This is a genomic window from Nostoc sp. CMAA1605 (assembly GCF_021596505.1).
In the GTDB taxonomy this organism is placed as follows: Bacteria; Cyanobacteriota; Cyanobacteriia; order Cyanobacteriales; family Nostocaceae; genus Trichormus.
In genome coordinates, this window is sequence record NZ_PJIZ01000065.1 from 1 (window position 1) to 16,265 (window position 16,265).

The 16,265-nt window shown below is 42.4% G+C and carries 12 protein-coding genes and 1 pseudogene; 4 read left to right on the top strand and 9 right to left on the bottom strand.

Annotation, left to right across the window (positions count from 1 at the left end):
• Nucleotides 1–37: 37 nt before the first annotated feature.
• Nucleotides 38–272 (bottom strand): annotated as a pseudogene (locus CV014_RS19940) (hypothetical protein).
• Nucleotides 273–818: 546 nt separating this feature from the next.
• Between CV014_RS19940 and lepA the strand changes: the two are divergent.
• The 3 genes from lepA (at nucleotide 819) to CV014_RS19955 (ending at nucleotide 5,651) form a co-directional block, all read left to right on the top strand.
• Nucleotides 819–2,630: a translation elongation factor 4 gene (gene lepA, locus CV014_RS19945; RefSeq protein WP_236143620.1), complete on the top strand. Its 1,812-nt coding sequence runs from the start codon at nucleotides 819–821 to the stop codon at nucleotides 2,628–2,630.
• 543 nt (nucleotides 2,631–3,173) lie between these two features.
• Entirely contained in the window at nucleotides 3,174–4,361 is a 1,188-nt protein-coding gene (locus CV014_RS19950) for a glycosyltransferase family 4 protein (RefSeq protein WP_236143621.1), read from the top strand.
• Between the two features lie 285 nt (nucleotides 4,362–4,646).
• On the top strand, nucleotides 4,647–5,651 hold the full coding sequence (locus CV014_RS19955) for a cyanophycinase (RefSeq protein WP_236143622.1): 1,005 nt from the start codon (nucleotides 4,647–4,649) through the stop codon (nucleotides 5,649–5,651).
• Between the two features lie 105 nt (nucleotides 5,652–5,756).
• On the opposite strand, the gene CV014_RS19960 is transcribed toward CV014_RS19955, so the two are convergent.
• From CV014_RS19960 to CV014_RS19995, 8 genes are all read right to left on the bottom strand, one after another.
• Nucleotides 5,757–6,563: a hypothetical protein gene (locus CV014_RS19960; RefSeq protein ID WP_236143623.1), complete on the bottom strand. Its 807-nt coding sequence runs from the start codon at nucleotides 6,561–6,563 to the stop codon at nucleotides 5,757–5,759.
• 126 nt (nucleotides 6,564–6,689) lie between these two features.
• A complete protein-coding gene (locus CV014_RS19965; RefSeq protein WP_236143624.1) occupies nucleotides 6,690–8,312 on the bottom strand; it encodes an eCIS core domain-containing protein in 1,623 nt (540 codons plus the stop codon).
• Between the two features lie 95 nt (nucleotides 8,313–8,407).
• Nucleotides 8,408–10,402 carry an ATP-binding protein gene (locus tag CV014_RS19970; RefSeq protein WP_236143625.1) on the bottom strand — a complete coding sequence of 665 codons (1,995 nt, stop codon included), beginning with the start codon at nucleotides 10,400–10,402 and terminating at the stop codon, nucleotides 8,408–8,410.
• Nucleotide 10,403: 1 nt separating this feature from the next.
• Nucleotides 10,404–11,570 (bottom strand): cysteine desulfurase family protein, encoded by a 1,167-nt coding sequence (locus CV014_RS19975; protein WP_236143626.1) that lies wholly within the window; start codon nucleotides 11,568–11,570, stop codon nucleotides 10,404–10,406.
• Between the two features lie 2 nt (nucleotides 11,571–11,572).
• Nucleotides 11,573–12,199 carry a type I restriction endonuclease gene (locus CV014_RS19980; RefSeq protein ID WP_236143643.1) on the bottom strand — a complete coding sequence of 209 codons (627 nt, stop codon included), beginning with the start codon at nucleotides 12,197–12,199 and terminating at the stop codon, nucleotides 11,573–11,575.
• Between the two features lie 108 nt (nucleotides 12,200–12,307).
• Entirely contained in the window at nucleotides 12,308–12,787 is a 480-nt protein-coding gene (gene bcp, locus CV014_RS19985; protein ID WP_236143627.1) for a thioredoxin-dependent thiol peroxidase, read from the bottom strand.
• A gap of 163 nt (nucleotides 12,788–12,950) precedes the next feature.
• Nucleotides 12,951–14,939, bottom strand: a complete 1,989-nt coding sequence (locus CV014_RS19990; protein ID WP_236143628.1) for a pectinesterase family protein — start codon at nucleotides 14,937–14,939, stop codon at nucleotides 12,951–12,953.
• 20 nt (nucleotides 14,940–14,959) lie between these two features.
• A complete protein-coding gene (locus CV014_RS19995; RefSeq protein ID WP_236143629.1) occupies nucleotides 14,960–15,169 on the bottom strand; it encodes a hypothetical protein in 210 nt (69 codons plus the stop codon).
• A 189-nt stretch (nucleotides 15,170–15,358) separates the two neighbouring features.
• On the opposite strand from CV014_RS19995, the gene CV014_RS20000 reads away from it, so the two are divergent.
• The gene (locus tag CV014_RS20000; RefSeq protein ID WP_236143630.1) at nucleotides 15,359–16,192 is read left to right on the top strand and encodes an FAD-binding domain-containing protein; all 834 of its coding nucleotides are present in this window, start codon (nucleotides 15,359–15,361) and stop codon (nucleotides 16,190–16,192) included.
• Nucleotides 16,193–16,265: the final 73 nt, after the last annotated feature.

Below are 16,265 nucleotides of genomic sequence, written 5' to 3' on the forward strand. Positions count from 1 at the left end.
TTTTGGCTGGATTCTTTACAGCCTATTTATGAAAAAATCAATCATTCCATTCACCTCTAGGTGGAACTGGGATGCGATGGGACTACGTGTCAGTTCATCGTCCCGGAGAATCTCGCCGCGTAACCATTGACGAATCGCTACTTCGATCACCTTACTGGGATCGTCAGTCAGATGCTGAATTTGCTCTAGTAACTCCGAATCCAGTTGGACAGAGATTTCCACTTATCGGCTGGGATTGACTCCGCATCGGTAGTTCTTTCTTGCATATTCATAGGTTTATATACTCAGTTACGGTCTTTTCACCAGCTTTATAAAGCAGTTATATTGACTGTTCGGGTTGTTTACTGACAAATTGTTAAAAGTTTATAGTTACATAGTTCCCCGAAATTTCATCAAACTAACAGCGTCAGGTAGCAAGTGGCCATTTTCTTAGCGGTTTCCAGACTGTTGGCTGGAAGTTTTGTCAGTAAATTAGAATATCAGGGCAATTACAGGTGGTAATTGACCATCATCTCTACACTATGTACTTATATATCTTTATTGTACGCTTCAGGTTGATGAATACTAGCAATGAAAAATGGACTTTATAGAGATTCTTAAAAAGTATGGAGGGAATCTTTAAGGAGGGGATTGGGGAGACAAGGGAGCAGGGGGAGCAGGGGGAGCAGGGGGAGCAGGGGGAGAAAAATACAATGCCCAATGCCCAATGCCCAATGACTAATGACTAATAACTAGCAGCGTCTTGGCAAAGAAAGCATTAAAATACATGAAGTAAATAGCTTTTTAACCTTGGTTGCTGCTTCAGCAAAGATTAGTATATGACTGACGTTCCCGCAGTTCGCATTCGCAATTTCTGTATTATTGCTCACATTGACCACGGGAAATCCACCCTTGCCGATCGCCTCTTGCAAGCCACGGGGACTGTTGAAGACCGGCAAATGAAGGAACAGTTTCTCGATAACATGGATCTGGAACGGGAGCGCGGCATTACAATTAAGCTGCAAGCTGCCCGGATGGATTATCAGGCGAAGGATGGTCAGCACTATGTACTGAACCTGATTGATACTCCTGGTCATGTGGACTTTTCCTATGAAGTGTCGCGCAGTTTGGCTGCTTGTGAGGGGGCTTTGTTGGTGGTGGATGCTTCTCAGGGTGTAGAGGCGCAAACTCTGGCCAATGTCTATCTAGCCCTTGAGCATAATCTCGAAATTATCCCCGTTCTCAATAAAATTGACCTACCTGGGGCTGAACCAGATAGAGTCATTAGTGAAATTGAGGAAATTATCGGTCTTGATTGCAGTGGGGCGATTTTGGCCTCAGCTAAAGAAGGCATCGGGATTGACGAAATTCTAGAAGCGATTGTCGAACGCGTTCCGCCTGCACCGGATACTGTCAATGAACGCTTAAGGGCGTTAATCTTTGATAGTTATTACGATGCTTATCGAGGTGTGATTGTCTATTTCCGCGTGATGGACGGGAAGTTGAAAAAAGGCGATCGCGTCTATTTAATGGCTTCCGGTAAGGAATATGAAATCGATGAGTTGGGTGTTCTTTCCCCCAACCAAAAGCAAGTCAATGAACTCCACGCCGGGGAAGTGGGATATTTAGCCGCCGCCATTAAAGCTGTAGCCGATGCACGGGTAGGTGATACCATTACCCTATCAAATGCTAAAGCTACAGAACCTCTACCCGGTTACACCGAAGCTAACCCGATGGTGTTCTGTGGAATGTTCCCCATTGACGCAGATCAATTTGAAGATTTGCGGGAGGCTTTAGAAAAACTCCGCCTCAATGATGCAGCATTACACTACGAACCAGAAACCTCTAGCGCGATGGGTTTTGGTTTCCGGTGCGGATTTTTAGGCTTACTGCACATGGAAATTGTCCAGGAACGCCTAGAAAGAGAATATGACTTGGATTTAATTATTACAGCCCCCTCTGTGGTTTATAAGGTAGTCACAACTAAGGGTGAAGAACTGTATATTGATAATCCTAGCCACTTACCTGCGCCTAACGATCGCGAACGCATTGAAGAACCCTACGTGAAAGTCGAAATGATTACACCAGAAGGGTTTGTGGGGACGCTGATGGAATTGGCGCAAAATCGTCGGGGTATCTTCAAAGATATGAAATATCTCACCCAAGGACGTACCACCTTAACCTATGAGTTACCTTTAGCGGAAGTTGTCACCGACTTTTTCGACCAAATGAAATCGCGATCGCGCGGTTATGCCAGTATGGAATATCACCTAATTGGCTACCGTGAAAATCCCCTAGTGAAGCTAGACATCATGATTAACGGTGATCCGGTGGATTCCTTAGCCATGATTGTCCATCGTGATAAAGCTTACAACGTGGGACGCTCAATGGCGGAAAAACTCAAAGAATTGATTCCCCGTCATCAATTCAAAGTCCCCATTCAAGCCTCTATTGGTAGTAAAGTCATCGCCAGTGAACACATCCCCGCCTTGCGAAAAGACGTACTCGCCAAATGTTATGGTGGTGACATCAGCCGGAAGAAGAAACTGTTACAGAAACAAGCTAAAGGTAAAAAGCGGATGAAATCCGTCGGTACAGTTGATGTACCCCAGGAAGCTTTTATGGCTGTACTGCGTTTAGATCAAGGGTGATGAAAGTTACAGATTAGAGTTGAACTTTCAGTAAAAATTCCATCCTGATAGGGAAGAGGAGACAAGAAACAGACAATATTCTGTTTCCTGTAACCTGTTCCCTATCATTTATTTGGGGGGTATGATACCAATTTTGGATTTTGGATTTTGGATTTTGGATTGAAAACCCAGATTCTTAGGCTATTCCCAAAGCTCGAAACAATACTACTTATTTCAATTCAGTGTGAGACTGCATTCAACTTGAGAATTCTTCAGCTAATCTAAAGATTTTCATTGGGATTGATAATTTTTGATCAGCTTTACCCACATAACGACCAAAAAATCCGAAAATTTTAGTAAATCTACTTAACTCCAAGTTTTCACTTTCAAAAGTTTAAATTTTTATAAAGCAAATTTGCTTTTATGTAGCCTCATCCTAGAAGCTAGGATATTTACCGAAGTTCGCTTGGAGGCTGAACCTCCTGACAACTTCTCACCAGTGCAGATTTTCTTAATTTTGAATTTTGAATTTTGAATTGCTCAAAGCATCGGGGAGTCTAGTTCATGAAAATACTGGTACTAAGTTGGGAGTTTCCACCGAGGATAGTTGGCGGGATTGCGCGTCATGTGGCAGAGTTGTATCCCGAACTAGTTAAACTAGGCCACGAAATCCACTTGATTACGGTAGAAGTTGGTAATGCTTCGATGTACGAGATAGTGGAGGGAATTCATGTACATCGAGTCCCAGTTTCTCATAGCAATGACTTTTTTCACTGGGTAGTCAATCTCAATCAAAGCATGGGACATCATGGTGGTAAGTTAATTTCAGAGGAAGGTAACTTTGATTTAATCCATGCCCATGATTGGCTAGTGGGTGATGCTGCGATCGCTCTTAAGCATACCTTTAAAATTCCCCTAGTTGCTACCATCCACGCTACTGAATACGGACGCTACAACGGTATTCACAACGATATTCAAAACTATATCCACGGTAAAGAGAACTTACTTGCCTACAATGCTTGGCGAGTTATTGTCTGTACCGATTATATGCGTCAAGAGGTATCCCGCGCCTTAGCTAGTCCCTGGGACAAAATCGATGTGATTTATAACGGTATTCGTCCCGAAAAGAAACAACATCACGAAGATTTTCACGCCCAAGATTTTCGCCGTCAATTCGCCGCCGACCATGAGAAAATCGTCTACTACGTAGGACGCATGACTTACGAAAAAGGCGTATCAGTTTTAATGAACGCCGCCCCTAAGGTACTGTGGGAAATGGGAGGTTATGTCAAATTCGTAATTGTGGGTGGTGGAAATACCGACAACCTCAAACGCCAAGCCTGGGACTTAGGAATTTGGGATAAATGCTACTTTACCGGCTTTCTTTCTGACGAATATTTAGATAAATTCCAAACCGTAGCTGATTGTGCGGTTTTTCCTAGCCTTTACGAACCCTTTGGCATTGTAGCCTTAGAAAGCTTTGCCTCAAAAGTGCCTGTAGTAGTTTCAGACACAGGCGGCTTCCCAGAAGTAGTACAGCATACCAAGACAGGAATAGTTACCTGGGTAAATGATTCCAATTCTTTAGCCTGGGGAATTTTAGAAGTGTTAAAAAATACTGCTTATCGCCAATGGTTAGTAGATAACGCTTATGCAGATTTAGAACGCCGCTTTAGCTGGCCAAAATTAGCCAAGCAGACCGAGAATGTATATCTTAGGGTAGTGAAAGAGCGATCGCAAGTGAATTGGTAATTAGTCAATAGTCATTAGTCATTAGTCATTAGTCATTAGTTCTTAGAGAACAGGGAACGGTTTTTCTCATCTCCTACCTTGTCTACCTTGTCCGCCCAGTCCCTAATCCCCAGTCCCCAATCCCCAATCCCCAATTTCAGTAACAAAACACAGCCTCAAACCCAGCCTGAATGTTTATTCTGGACGCTTTCAGGCTAAAAAACAACACCATGAGTGTACGCTGGGAATTTTGCCCTGAGAAGTGCGAAATTAAGCAGTAGTTGCCGTTTGCACTCTAAGGTTAGTATGACAAGGGCATTCCCAGGTATAGCAAGGTTCTTGAAGGCCGCAGGAGCTATGTTGTTGAGGGTGTTCAACCGTCTTACAGCATACCTGACGCTCGATTTTGAAAGCAACACGCCCGAAATTCTGACCCCATTGGCTGGCCCTGTGTTTAACTTGGGCGGTGGTGGCCCTGATGTCGAGGCGGCTATCCAATGGATGATTAATCAAGTCAGAGGCGGTGCTAATTCTACGCAAAAAATCAATGTTGTAGTCCTTCGTACCTATGGTAGTGATGACTACAATCGCCTAATTTACGAGATGAAAGGTGTGAACTCTGTAGCCACACTAATAGTCAGTAATCGCCAAGATGCCAATAGAGACGATATTGTACAAAAAATCCGTGACGCAGGAGTAATATTTTTTGCTGGTGGCGACCAATGTCAATACATCCGCAGTTGGAAAAACACCAAACTAGAAGCGGCTGTGCGGTCAGTGTATCAAAGAGGCGGCGGCATTGGTGGCACTAGTGCGGGGGCGATGATTCTCAGTGATTTCATTTATGATGCTTGTGCTTGCGAAGACCCCATTGAAACTAAGGATGCTTTAGCAGATCCTTATGAAAATATTACCTTTACCTACAACTTTTTCCGATGGCATCATTTGCAGGGAACGATAGTTGACACCCATTTTGATAGTCGCAAACGCATGGGACGGATTATGACGTTTATTGCTCGTCAACTTCAAGATGGTGTGGCTAAAAGTGCTTTAGGGATTGCGATTAGTGAGGAAACATCAGTAGTTGTAGATAAATATGGTAAAGCGAAAGTCATGGGGAGAAATGCAGCGTATTTTGTCTTAGGAGATCACCCACCAGAAGTCTGCAAACCCCGCACACCATTGACGTATCACGACTACAAAATTTGGCGTGTTCCCAGTGGTGAAACCTTTGATTTAAACAATCCACCGAGTCGGGGTTATTATTTTCGCAGTGTGAAACGGGGTAGGTTTGATTACGATCCGTATTGAAAGTTGGTGCGATCGCCTAGCTCAAAAAAATACTATGGGCGATCGCTCTTTCGGGTTACGCTTAGTTTCTCTTTACGCTTTAAATAAAATTCGAGTTGATTTCTTCTATTCTCGTTTCTGTAACCCAAATTGCATATTTACCAATGTCCGAAACCCAATTTTGGGACTAGCCGTTTCTAAGCTAAATACTAGCTCGTCTTTGGGATCTGATGCGTTGCCGGCTTCGTACGCCTGTAACAATTCATCCGGATCTTGAGTTAGAGTTTCTCTAGTGATCACCAGAGCCATTTCGTCATCGTAGTAACTTCTGGCATTACTCCATTCACGATCTTGGCCAAGCCACATCTCATCAATGACTACTTCTGGCAAAAATTCTTGTACAGCTTGCCAATCGATTGTATCCGGTAACATTTTCCCAAACCAACGGGCATAATTTTTAGCATTAGTCAGTTTGAGATTAGTGGCTGAATGGGTTTCCTCTGTGATTTCCAGTGAAAATTCTGAAGAATTATCTGCATTCGTAGCTAGATATGCTTGATATTGCCATCTGGCTACAGGACGACAAGCAATCCAGCAATACAAAGGTCGGTATTGAATAATCGGATCAACTTCTCTCCAGGGATGTGGTTCACTGGGAATTAACATCATAGGCATTAATTCCCGCATATCTAACCAAATATCACCAGCAGCCCCATCTGTAGGCAATTCAAAACCAACCCAACCTCTTCTACCCAAATAACGACTGTGCGGCACTGTAATAATTTCACTACTTGTACCCTTTTGAATGTATTGCTCTAATAATGAATGTTCTAACCAATATTCAGCGTTAGCCAATGCGTGAGAGAGAGATGGCAGGGAAGCACTCTGATCCTCAGATGTTAAATAGCCATAAAAAGCATTTGTTAAGGTCACGTCGCTGCGCTCCGAATTCAAAATTCTTCCATTCAAAATTACAATCCACATCTATAAATTTAGTGGCTTGTATCCTGATTTTTTCTGTATGACATTCTGTTGTTTTTCTATGGTGATTGATGAATTTTACACATTATTTTTCGGTTTCATATATGGTGTTTCACTGCTACCACCAATTTCAAACCTTTCTCCAGTTGCCTTGACTGCTGGTTGGTTGGCAGTGCGAATGAGAATTAATTCACCATAAGTAGACGCTATATGGCCTTTTTGTAGGATCAGTTTAAAGCGTTTATCATCAGTGGGTTTTCCTTGCTTATTGAATCCTTCTCCACTTGCACCATAGCGGAGTGTATTGTTACTAGTATCTAGATAAAGATGCTTACCAATTTTGTCCCGATCTCCTACAGGCCAGCTTTCTGGCAATGGATCAGAATGGCTTTTAATAATGCAAGGGACTTGAGTTAATCCTGCAACCTTTGCGGCTAGAAGACGACGGTTATCTTGACTTACTAATCCAGCTTTAACTCCAGAAGAAACTTCTACATTCTCAACCTTGATTTTGTCAGTCATTTGCACCACACTACATGGGTCGCCTCTCCAACCTCCTTTAATCATGTGTTTGATGACGGTAGTAATTGGTGTTGCACCTTCGCCTTGGGTTTCTGATTTCACATCGGATTGACTCCAACGGATTTCCGACAAATTTTTGATTTGAACTGCTGACGCAGTACCTGTGGGTACTTGGATACGCTTTTTCCCAGGGCCAGGCACTTTTTCTACAAAACCTTCATCTGCCTCTACAGTACCTGCGATCGCTTCTTCCTCTTTAGTTGGGGGTTGTGCTTTTTCCTTTTGTTCCTTGATTAAGTTCGGCCAAGAACTCTCAAAACCCCTTATTGTTTTTTGGGTCTCTTCAGGTAGCGAACCAATCATAAGAGAAAATGCGTCGCTTGGGACAAGTTTCTCAATTTCTTCCAAATCTTCTGTGTCAAATTCTACACTTTCAACTCGTACTTCCACAGCATACTGGGCAAGTGAAATATTTTTGTTTAATAGTAGTTTATATATTAAATCCCTGAATTCTATTCTGCTCTGACTAGTGGTCTTCATCCTCTGAATTGGATGAGATGCTCCAAAATTTTGCTGTACTACATGGGTTAATTCATGGGCTATCAACTCTTGCCCGCCGCGACTCCCTGGCTGATATTCCCCTTGCCGAAAGAATACATCTTGCCCTGTTGTAAATGCCTTGGCTTGAATCGAGCGATTTAACTGGTCTGATTGGGCATCAGTATGCACTCTCACCCCACTAAAATCAGCCCCCATCGCTGTACTCATTTTTGCTTGCAAACCAGCATCTAAGGGCTGTCCCCCACTTCTAGCACTATTAATGGCGGATTCTAAATCTGTTGATGCTTCTCCTCCCTCTAAACCTCCCCGCCGTTGTATTGAGGGTTCTGAAGTTGAACGAGCGATCGCCGGTGCATTAATTCTCTGTACCACTAGTTTCGCTGTCCGGTCGGCTTCCTGCTCGTATTTATCTCCTGGCGCGCCGATCGCTAACTTAGTTTGCACAGGCGATTGTTCTCCTGCTGGGTTGAAAATAGCGAACTCTGGCATCTGGCTTTTGTATCCCTGCGTTCCTGGCGATTCTTTCTTTTCCTCTGGTTTGGACTGCACCACAAAGGGACGAGACACCAAGGAATTGTTCACCGAAGATTGCTTTTGAGATGCTTTATGAGTTCGCATAGCCACACTCCGAATCGCAGCCAAATAATACCTCATTCTCTCATTTTCTTCGGTAATATCAATTAGACGTTTGGATAATTGCTATTCAGCAAAAATCATGCTACCCATCCCTTCACCTCTACATCAGTCAAAGGTCGCTCCATCTTGATATACTCACTTTTCGCTGCTTGTAAGATATGTTTCATCCCCACAGGTTCATCGGCATCGGCCGCTATAAACGCTGCATTTAGGGCAATATTGCGGATATTCCCGCCAGCAACGCTAAGTTTAGCTAACTTCTCAAAGTCTAAGTCTGCGGTGGGGGTTTGGGCGGGAAATACCCGTCGCCAAATTTCGGCGCGCTGATTGGCATCGGGAAAGGGAAACTGGACAATAAAGCGCAAACGCCGCAGAAATGCCTGATCTAAGGAGGCTTTTAAGTTGGTGGTGAGAATTGCTAAACCCCGATAGGCTTCCATGCGTTGCAATAGGTAGCTTACCTCAATATTGGCGTGGCGATCATGGGAGTCTTTCACTTCTGTACGTTTACCAAAGAGGGCATCGGCTTCATCAAATAGTAAGATGACTCCTCCCCCCTCAGCCGCATCAAATACTCGCCGCAAGTTTTTCTCAGTCTCGCCAATATATTTACTCACCACCGCACTTAAATCTATGCGATAGACATCTAGATTGAGGGTATTACCTAACACTTCTGCTGCCAGAGTTTTCCCTGTGCCACTCGCCCCAGCAAACATGGCACTAATGCCCAAACCCCGTCCGCCTTTAGCCGCAAATCCCCACTGTTCATAGACTTTGGAACGCTGGCGTAAATGGGCAGCAATATCACGCAATACGCCTAATTCATTGGGCGGTAATACTAAATCTTCCCACTGTGCGGTTGCTTCGATGCGTTGCGCTAATTCATCGAGGCGGGGACGGGCTTGGCTACGGCAGACATCCCAGAGAAAACGGAAGGCTTGGCTGGAGTCGGATGTTGGGTGATGTTGGGTTTTGAATTGCCAACTGGTGGCTGTAATTGTGGCGGTGCTGAGGTTGAAGTGGGAAACAAGACGGTCGATGTGTCCATTCCAGGTGGGTGAGATGTCACTTAAGGCAGTTTGCCAAACTTGACGCTGTTCGGCAGGACTGGGTTGGTTGACATCCAAGGTGAGTAAGGGACGCTGGATGGCGCGACGACGTTCTAAACTGGAGATCATCAGGGGAGTTTGTAGGGTTTCGAGTAGCTGATGGATGTGATTTTCCCCTTCTGGAGATTCGGTAGTGCGATCGCTATCCAATAATATTACCCTGCCATACAGTCGCCATTCCCTTTCCCACAAGCACTTGATGAGATTTAATTGCTGGGTATCACGGGGTAAGTTCTGGGCAGCTACAGCATAAACTGTTAAGTGTAAAATATCACAGGCATGGGCGGCGATCGCTTTTTTGCTGGCGGTTTCTGTACCGCATAGTTGCAATATTGGTAAGGCGCGCTGTTCTTGAGATGCTTGCAACCAGCAATTTGCCATCTGTTGAGCTAAGGCTGTATGGGATGGAACTAAGTTTTCTGTCTGTACAGGGGTGGCTCCTAATTGTGCCAATCGCTCATCTAATGGACGCAATCCTGCCAAATAATGAATAATCTGCTCGTCTAATCTTAAGGGAGAAATCGTCAATGTATGGGACGGAGCAATTTCAATAATCCGCCAGCGTCGTAAGGGTGCATCGTGAGTAAGTAAATCCCAATAGGAACCAGAAGACATGGAGAATGCTAAACTAAATGTGGGATGTTCTAACTGTGATTGTCCTTGGGCTGCGGCACATAGTTTTCCCCAGTTACGGTCAAATTCCATCCCTGCACACAACAGCACAATTTGCCGTTCTAATTTAGATAATTTAAAGATTTGACACAGTTGCTCTATGGCGGGCGGTGCTTCATGAAAGGCTGGGTCTTGTTCGTAATCTAGGAATATGCCTTTCTCACTACTCTGATTTCCCTGTTCGTTGTCTTCAGCCAACTGTTCTAAAGCTTGACGGGTTTGGGAGATTAAACCCATCAAATAACGATGATTTGCGGTGTACCAGTCTTTTGTAACAAATTGAGACGGCATTTTATACTAAGGTCTTTTGTTTACGTAAACTTTGAATGGTAGCGATCGCGTGTTTCGCTACTATATCAATTTCTGCCGATGTGTTAAACCTGCCTATCCCAAAACGAACGGTAGCATAAGCCAATTTTTCGTCATGTCCCAAAGCGGTGAGGACGTGAGAGGGTGCTGTTTTCGTCGATGAACAAGCTGAACCAGAGGATACGGCCATAACTGGCTGTAAACCTAAAGACAATGCTGCACCATCCACTCCCTCAACGCTAACATTCAAGTTACCTGGTAATCTTTGGGTAGGGTGTCCATTTAGGTGAATTCCCTCTAATTGTGAAAGTTGACTCCATAAGTTGTCTCTTAACTGGATGAGGCGGAGGCTTTCTGTTTCCTGTTCGGCTAAAGCAATTTCTACAGCCTTACCAAAACCAACAATTTGCGGTGTGTATAAAGTTCCTGAACGCATTCCTCGTTCATGTCCTCCCCCGTGTTGTTGGGGTGCAAGTTGCACTCTGGGGTTGCGTCTGCGGACATATAAGGCACCAATACCTTTTGGCCCGTAGACTTTATGGGCAGTCAAAGACATTAAATCAATGTGCATGGCTTGCACATCTAGAGGAATTTTCCCAATAGCTTGGGCTGCATCTGTATGGAAAATTACTTGGCGACTATGGCAGATTTCCCCAATTTCTGCTAACGGTTGTAATACGCCAATTTCATTATTAGCTGCCATCACCGAAACTAAAATTGTCTCAGGACGCAACGCTGCTTCTAGTTCTCTTAAATCAATCAATCCATCAGCTTTGACTGGCAATATAGTAATCTCAAAACCCAGGGTTTTTAAATATGCACAAGGGTCGAGTACCGCACCATGTTCAGTTGCCACAGTAACTATATGCTGACCTTTTTGAAAGTAAGCTTCTGCTACACCTTTAATGGCTAAATTATTAGCTTCCGTTGCACCGCTAGTAAAGACAATTTCTTCTGGGGATGCGTTAATTGCGGTGGCTAAAATCTCCCGCGATTGTTTTACAGATGCTTCCGTTTCCCAACCGTAAATATGACTAATACTTGCCGGATTGCCAAATTTTTCTGTAAAGTATGGCAGCATAGCTGCTAATACACGCTCATCTACAGGTGTAGTGGCGTGATAATCAAGGTAGATGGGATGATTTGACATAACTATTGCAATATTTGACTCAGTTTTTTTAAGATAGCCAGGACTTGATACAGTTCACTTTGACGTTTTAATAGCGTAAATTCATCTGATAAAGCATAAGTTAATGTATTTAAATTAGTTAATTTTATAAAAATAAAGTGACTGCCATTAGTTACTAATCCAAACACAGGTTTTTCTTGGTTGGGATGACTGATCATATAAGCTAATGCTTGAGATATGTTCTCTGTCAGAGAAAATGCTGCTCGTTTAGACTCAATGACAAGTAACCATAATTGCTCTTGAATAACTAAAACATCAATTCTACCTCTAATCACTTCTCCTGCGTCTTCTAAAGATATTTCGATAGGTTCCTCAGTGAGAATAGAAAATGGCGCGCGGTAAAATCCAGCTAAATCTAATAAAGGAGACAATACCACCATCTTGACAGCGTTTTCTAAAATAGGTGGTCTTTTAACTAAATTCAAAAAATTAGCTTTAACTCTATCTAAATACTCTTTTTCCAAGTCTGTAATTTCAGGTAAAGACTCAAACCATTCTGGAAAAAATCTATCATTTTCCGCTAATTTAAGTCCAAACCTTGCTTCTAAATATGCAATTCCAACGTTTTGAGCTTGGATGAATTGAACCATAGGGTCTACAATAGGAACTGTATAACTATATTGACATTTCCGCTTGTAAAGCAGTGTCAATTTTATAGTAATGTTAAGTTCATTATTGCTTTTAATCAGTTAACTAGCTTAACTAGCTGTTAATTCTTGCAGTTTATGCAACACAGCTTGGGCATGACCTTTGACTTTGACATCAGGCCAGGCATGAGCAATAATTTTCTCAGGTGAAATGAGAAAAGTAGAACGCGCCACACCCATATATTCTTTACCCATAAATTTCTTTAACCGCCAAGCACCATAAGCTTCTATTAACTGGTGTTCTGGATCACTTAGCAGTGTAATAGACAAGTTATGTTTATCAATAAACTTGCAATGGGCTTTACCAGAATCAGGACTCACACCTAATATTTTCGCGCCTAATGTACTAAATTCCTGATTTAACTCTGTGAAATCTTTGGCTTCTGTGGTGCAACCAGGAGTATCATCTTTAGGGTAAAAATAAACTACAATCCATTGATCTGTAAAATCATTTAAAGTAACCAGATTGCCATTTTGGTCTGGTAGAGAAAATTCCGGTGCTGTTTGTCCAATTTGGGGAAGGTTAGTCATAATTAGTCAATAGTCAATAGTCATTAGTCATTAGTCATTAGGGTTTTCCAGAAAATAAACTATCTAATTTATTTTTCCCAAAACAATTGTCTTTCTCCCTGCCCCCTGCCCCCTGCCCCCTTGCCATCAACGTGAGGCTAGGAATATCTGTTTATTTGCTATGTTATTCTTGGTTGCCACTGCGTTGTACTTGAGATGTGTTGTCGATGTCAAAGGTACCTCGGACATTTGCTGTTAAATCACAATTTACTACTGTACCTGTGCCTCGATCATGAACATACAAGGCATATTGTTGGTTTCTATTAATTTTGCATTCTCTAATGACGATGTTGCTATCATTTCTTATTTCTACACCTGATAATCGATTATTCAGAATTCTGCATTCCTTAATTATCCCTCGACCATTTTGATCTACTAAAATACCGCTTCCTTGTCCATCACGAATGACGCAGTTTTCAATTGCTGGATTACCATTTTTCCTAATTTCTATACCTGCACCTAATGTTGTGCTAAAAACGTCACAATTATTGATGCTGCCTTTACCATTTTGATCAATCAGAATTCCCCCATCACGAATTCTACAACGCTCAACTGTAGGATTACCACCGTCTTGGATGGTGATTCCTGATAAGGTGTTACTGTACAAATAACAGTTTTCTATTCTACCTTGACCATGATCATAAACAAATATACCACTAGCTTTGCCGTCGTGAATTTCACAATTACGGATAATGGCATCAGCTGTGGCGTGATAAATGGCGATGCAGGCTAGAGAATCAGAGGTGATATCACAATTTTCTAAAGTTAGCTGTCCTTGGGAAATATCTACACCGTAGAATTTTTTGTTATTTTTGCCTGCTGTGCAACGCAGTGTCAAACCACTAACTGTTGCTGTGTCAGTTTCCATTAAAATACAATTTGAGTCGGGACTTTCAATGACAATATCGGCTTTAGAACCATCACCAATAATTGTTATTGGTTTATTAATTACTATACTTTCTTGATAAAATCCAGGACGCACCATGATACTGGTGTTGGGTTGGGCATTGGCGATCGCTTCTGTGATAGTTTGATAATCACCGTCTCCCAGTCGAGAAACTACTAATTTTGACTTAGTTTTGGGCAATACTGCATATATTAACCCAGCCACAGCTATTCCCAGTCCACCAAAGCCCAAGAATTTCATAAATGTTCTTCTATTGGGAGGAGGTGAGGTTTGTGGTGGCGGTGGGGTTTGTAGTGGTGGTGGGTTTAAATAACTCTCAATTTCCGCTATCTTTTGCAAAATTATTTGAGTATTTTGGGGACGTTGACTAGGTAAACGCGCCATCATTTGATCGAGTAAATCTGCAAACGGCGGTAGAATGTTTGTATGGTTTCGCCAGCTTAACTCATCGTTGTAAGAATCATAAATTAGAGAATCCGTTGGTGCTTTGCCGGTGAGTAAATAAATAAAAGTTCGACCTAGTGCAAAAAAATCTGACTGTTGTACAGCCTGTCCATGAATTTGTTCAGATGGGGTGTAACCTGCGGAAATTACGCCTGTCACCTGTCCCGCAGATTGCTTGGCGATATAAGTTTGGGTAATTGCTCTAGCTGTGCCGAAGTCGATGAGCGCGAGCCGACCATCTGCCCTTAACATAATGTTGGATGGTTTAATATCGCGGTGAAATAAACCCTGTTGATGAACTTGTTGAAGGATAATGATGCTTTCTTTGAACCATTGCAATGCTAATTTTTGGTCAATGGGTCGATAATCTCTCTTTTTTAAATAATCGTTTAAATCAAGACCTTCGATTTTCTCCATCACCAGACAGTGTAATGGCTCTGGGCTACTTCTAGGAAAATAAATAAAGTAGCCGTTAGGTTCAACTTGAGGAATACCAGGATGATTGAGACGAGTGAGAACTTCTGCTTCTCTCTGAAATAGCTCGATCGCTTTCGGATGATTATTGATTAAAATCTTAATAACTTTAGTAGTTTGTGTCCGCGTATCAAGAATTTCATAGGTTTTGCCAAAGCCACCACCGCCTAGAAAACCCACTACTCGATAACAACCTTCTAGGAGCAACTCTGAACCACAGGCTTGGCAAAATAGTATATTGTCAGGATTTTGAGGATTGGTACACTGAGGATTAATGCAGAGGCTCATCGCTTCGGCAAGTAAAGTTTTTATCTGACTAGTGTAGCTTTTCTAGTGTAATTCACAGATAAAATTTGTCTTTTATTTTTTCCGAGTGCTGAGTGGTGAGTGTTGAGTGGTGAGTGGTGAGTGCTGAGTGCTGAGTGCTGAGTGCTGAGTGATGAGTGCTGAGTGATGAGTGTTGAGTGTTGAGTGTTGAGTGTTGAGTGTTGAGTGTTGAGTGCTGTTAGCGGTAGCACGGCGTTTAGCCGGTGATGAGTGATGTTAGCGGTAGCATAGCGTTTAGCTAGTGCTGAGTTGAGAAATAAATTCTACCGTCTACCTTGTCTACCTTGTCCAAATCCCTAATCCCCAATCCCCAGTCCCCAATCCCTCTTTCATATTAAGATATATTAGATAATGTAAATTTATGTAAAGTAATCTTATTTATGCGGCGTGAATTTGCCAGTCGTGATGAATTAATAACCTATTTGAAGGAACAATTCCCCCAAGCCGCAGAACGCGATGATCACATTAGTAACACCGTAGGAGGAAGGAAAGCATCTCAAAAAGCCTTACAAAAAGTTAACCCATCATCATACGCAAAAACTCGTAATTTTTTAACAGGTGATGTTACTAAGCTTTCACCGTATATTCGTCACGGAGTTTTGAGTTTACGCGAAATTCGAGATTATGTCCTAGATAAAGTCCAAAACCGTGATGACGCAACTAAACTCATTAATGAATTGGGTTGGCGGGATTACTGGCAAAGACTATATGTCAAACTTGGTAATAATATTTGGCAAGACCAAGAAGAATACAAAACTGGCTACACCACAGGACAATATGCACCTAAGTTACCCCAAGATATTAGAGAGGGTAGTACAGGATTAGTTTGTATAGATAATTTCAGTCAAGAATTACGAGAAACTGGCTATTTACACAACCATATGCGAATGTGGTTAGCCGCTTACATCATTCACTGGCGGCGAATTCGCTGGCAAGCAGGCGCGAAATGGTTTTTAGAACATTTATTAGACGGTGATCCTGCAAGTAATAATATGTCTTGGCAATGGGTAGCCAGCACCTTTAGCCATAAACCTTATTTTTTCAACCGCGAAAACTTAGAACGCTACACCAAAGGAGTATATTGTCAAAAATGTCCCCTCTACGGTCATTGTGATTTTGAAGGTAGTTACGAAGAATTAGAACAACGCCTATTTCCCAAAGGAGAATTTACCAAAAAACCTAACAGTCAAAGTTGGCAAAAGGGGAAGAAGTAGGGATTGGGGACTTATCAATTCAAAATTCAAAATTCAAAATTCAAAATTGAAGAAGGACTAGGGATTGGGGATT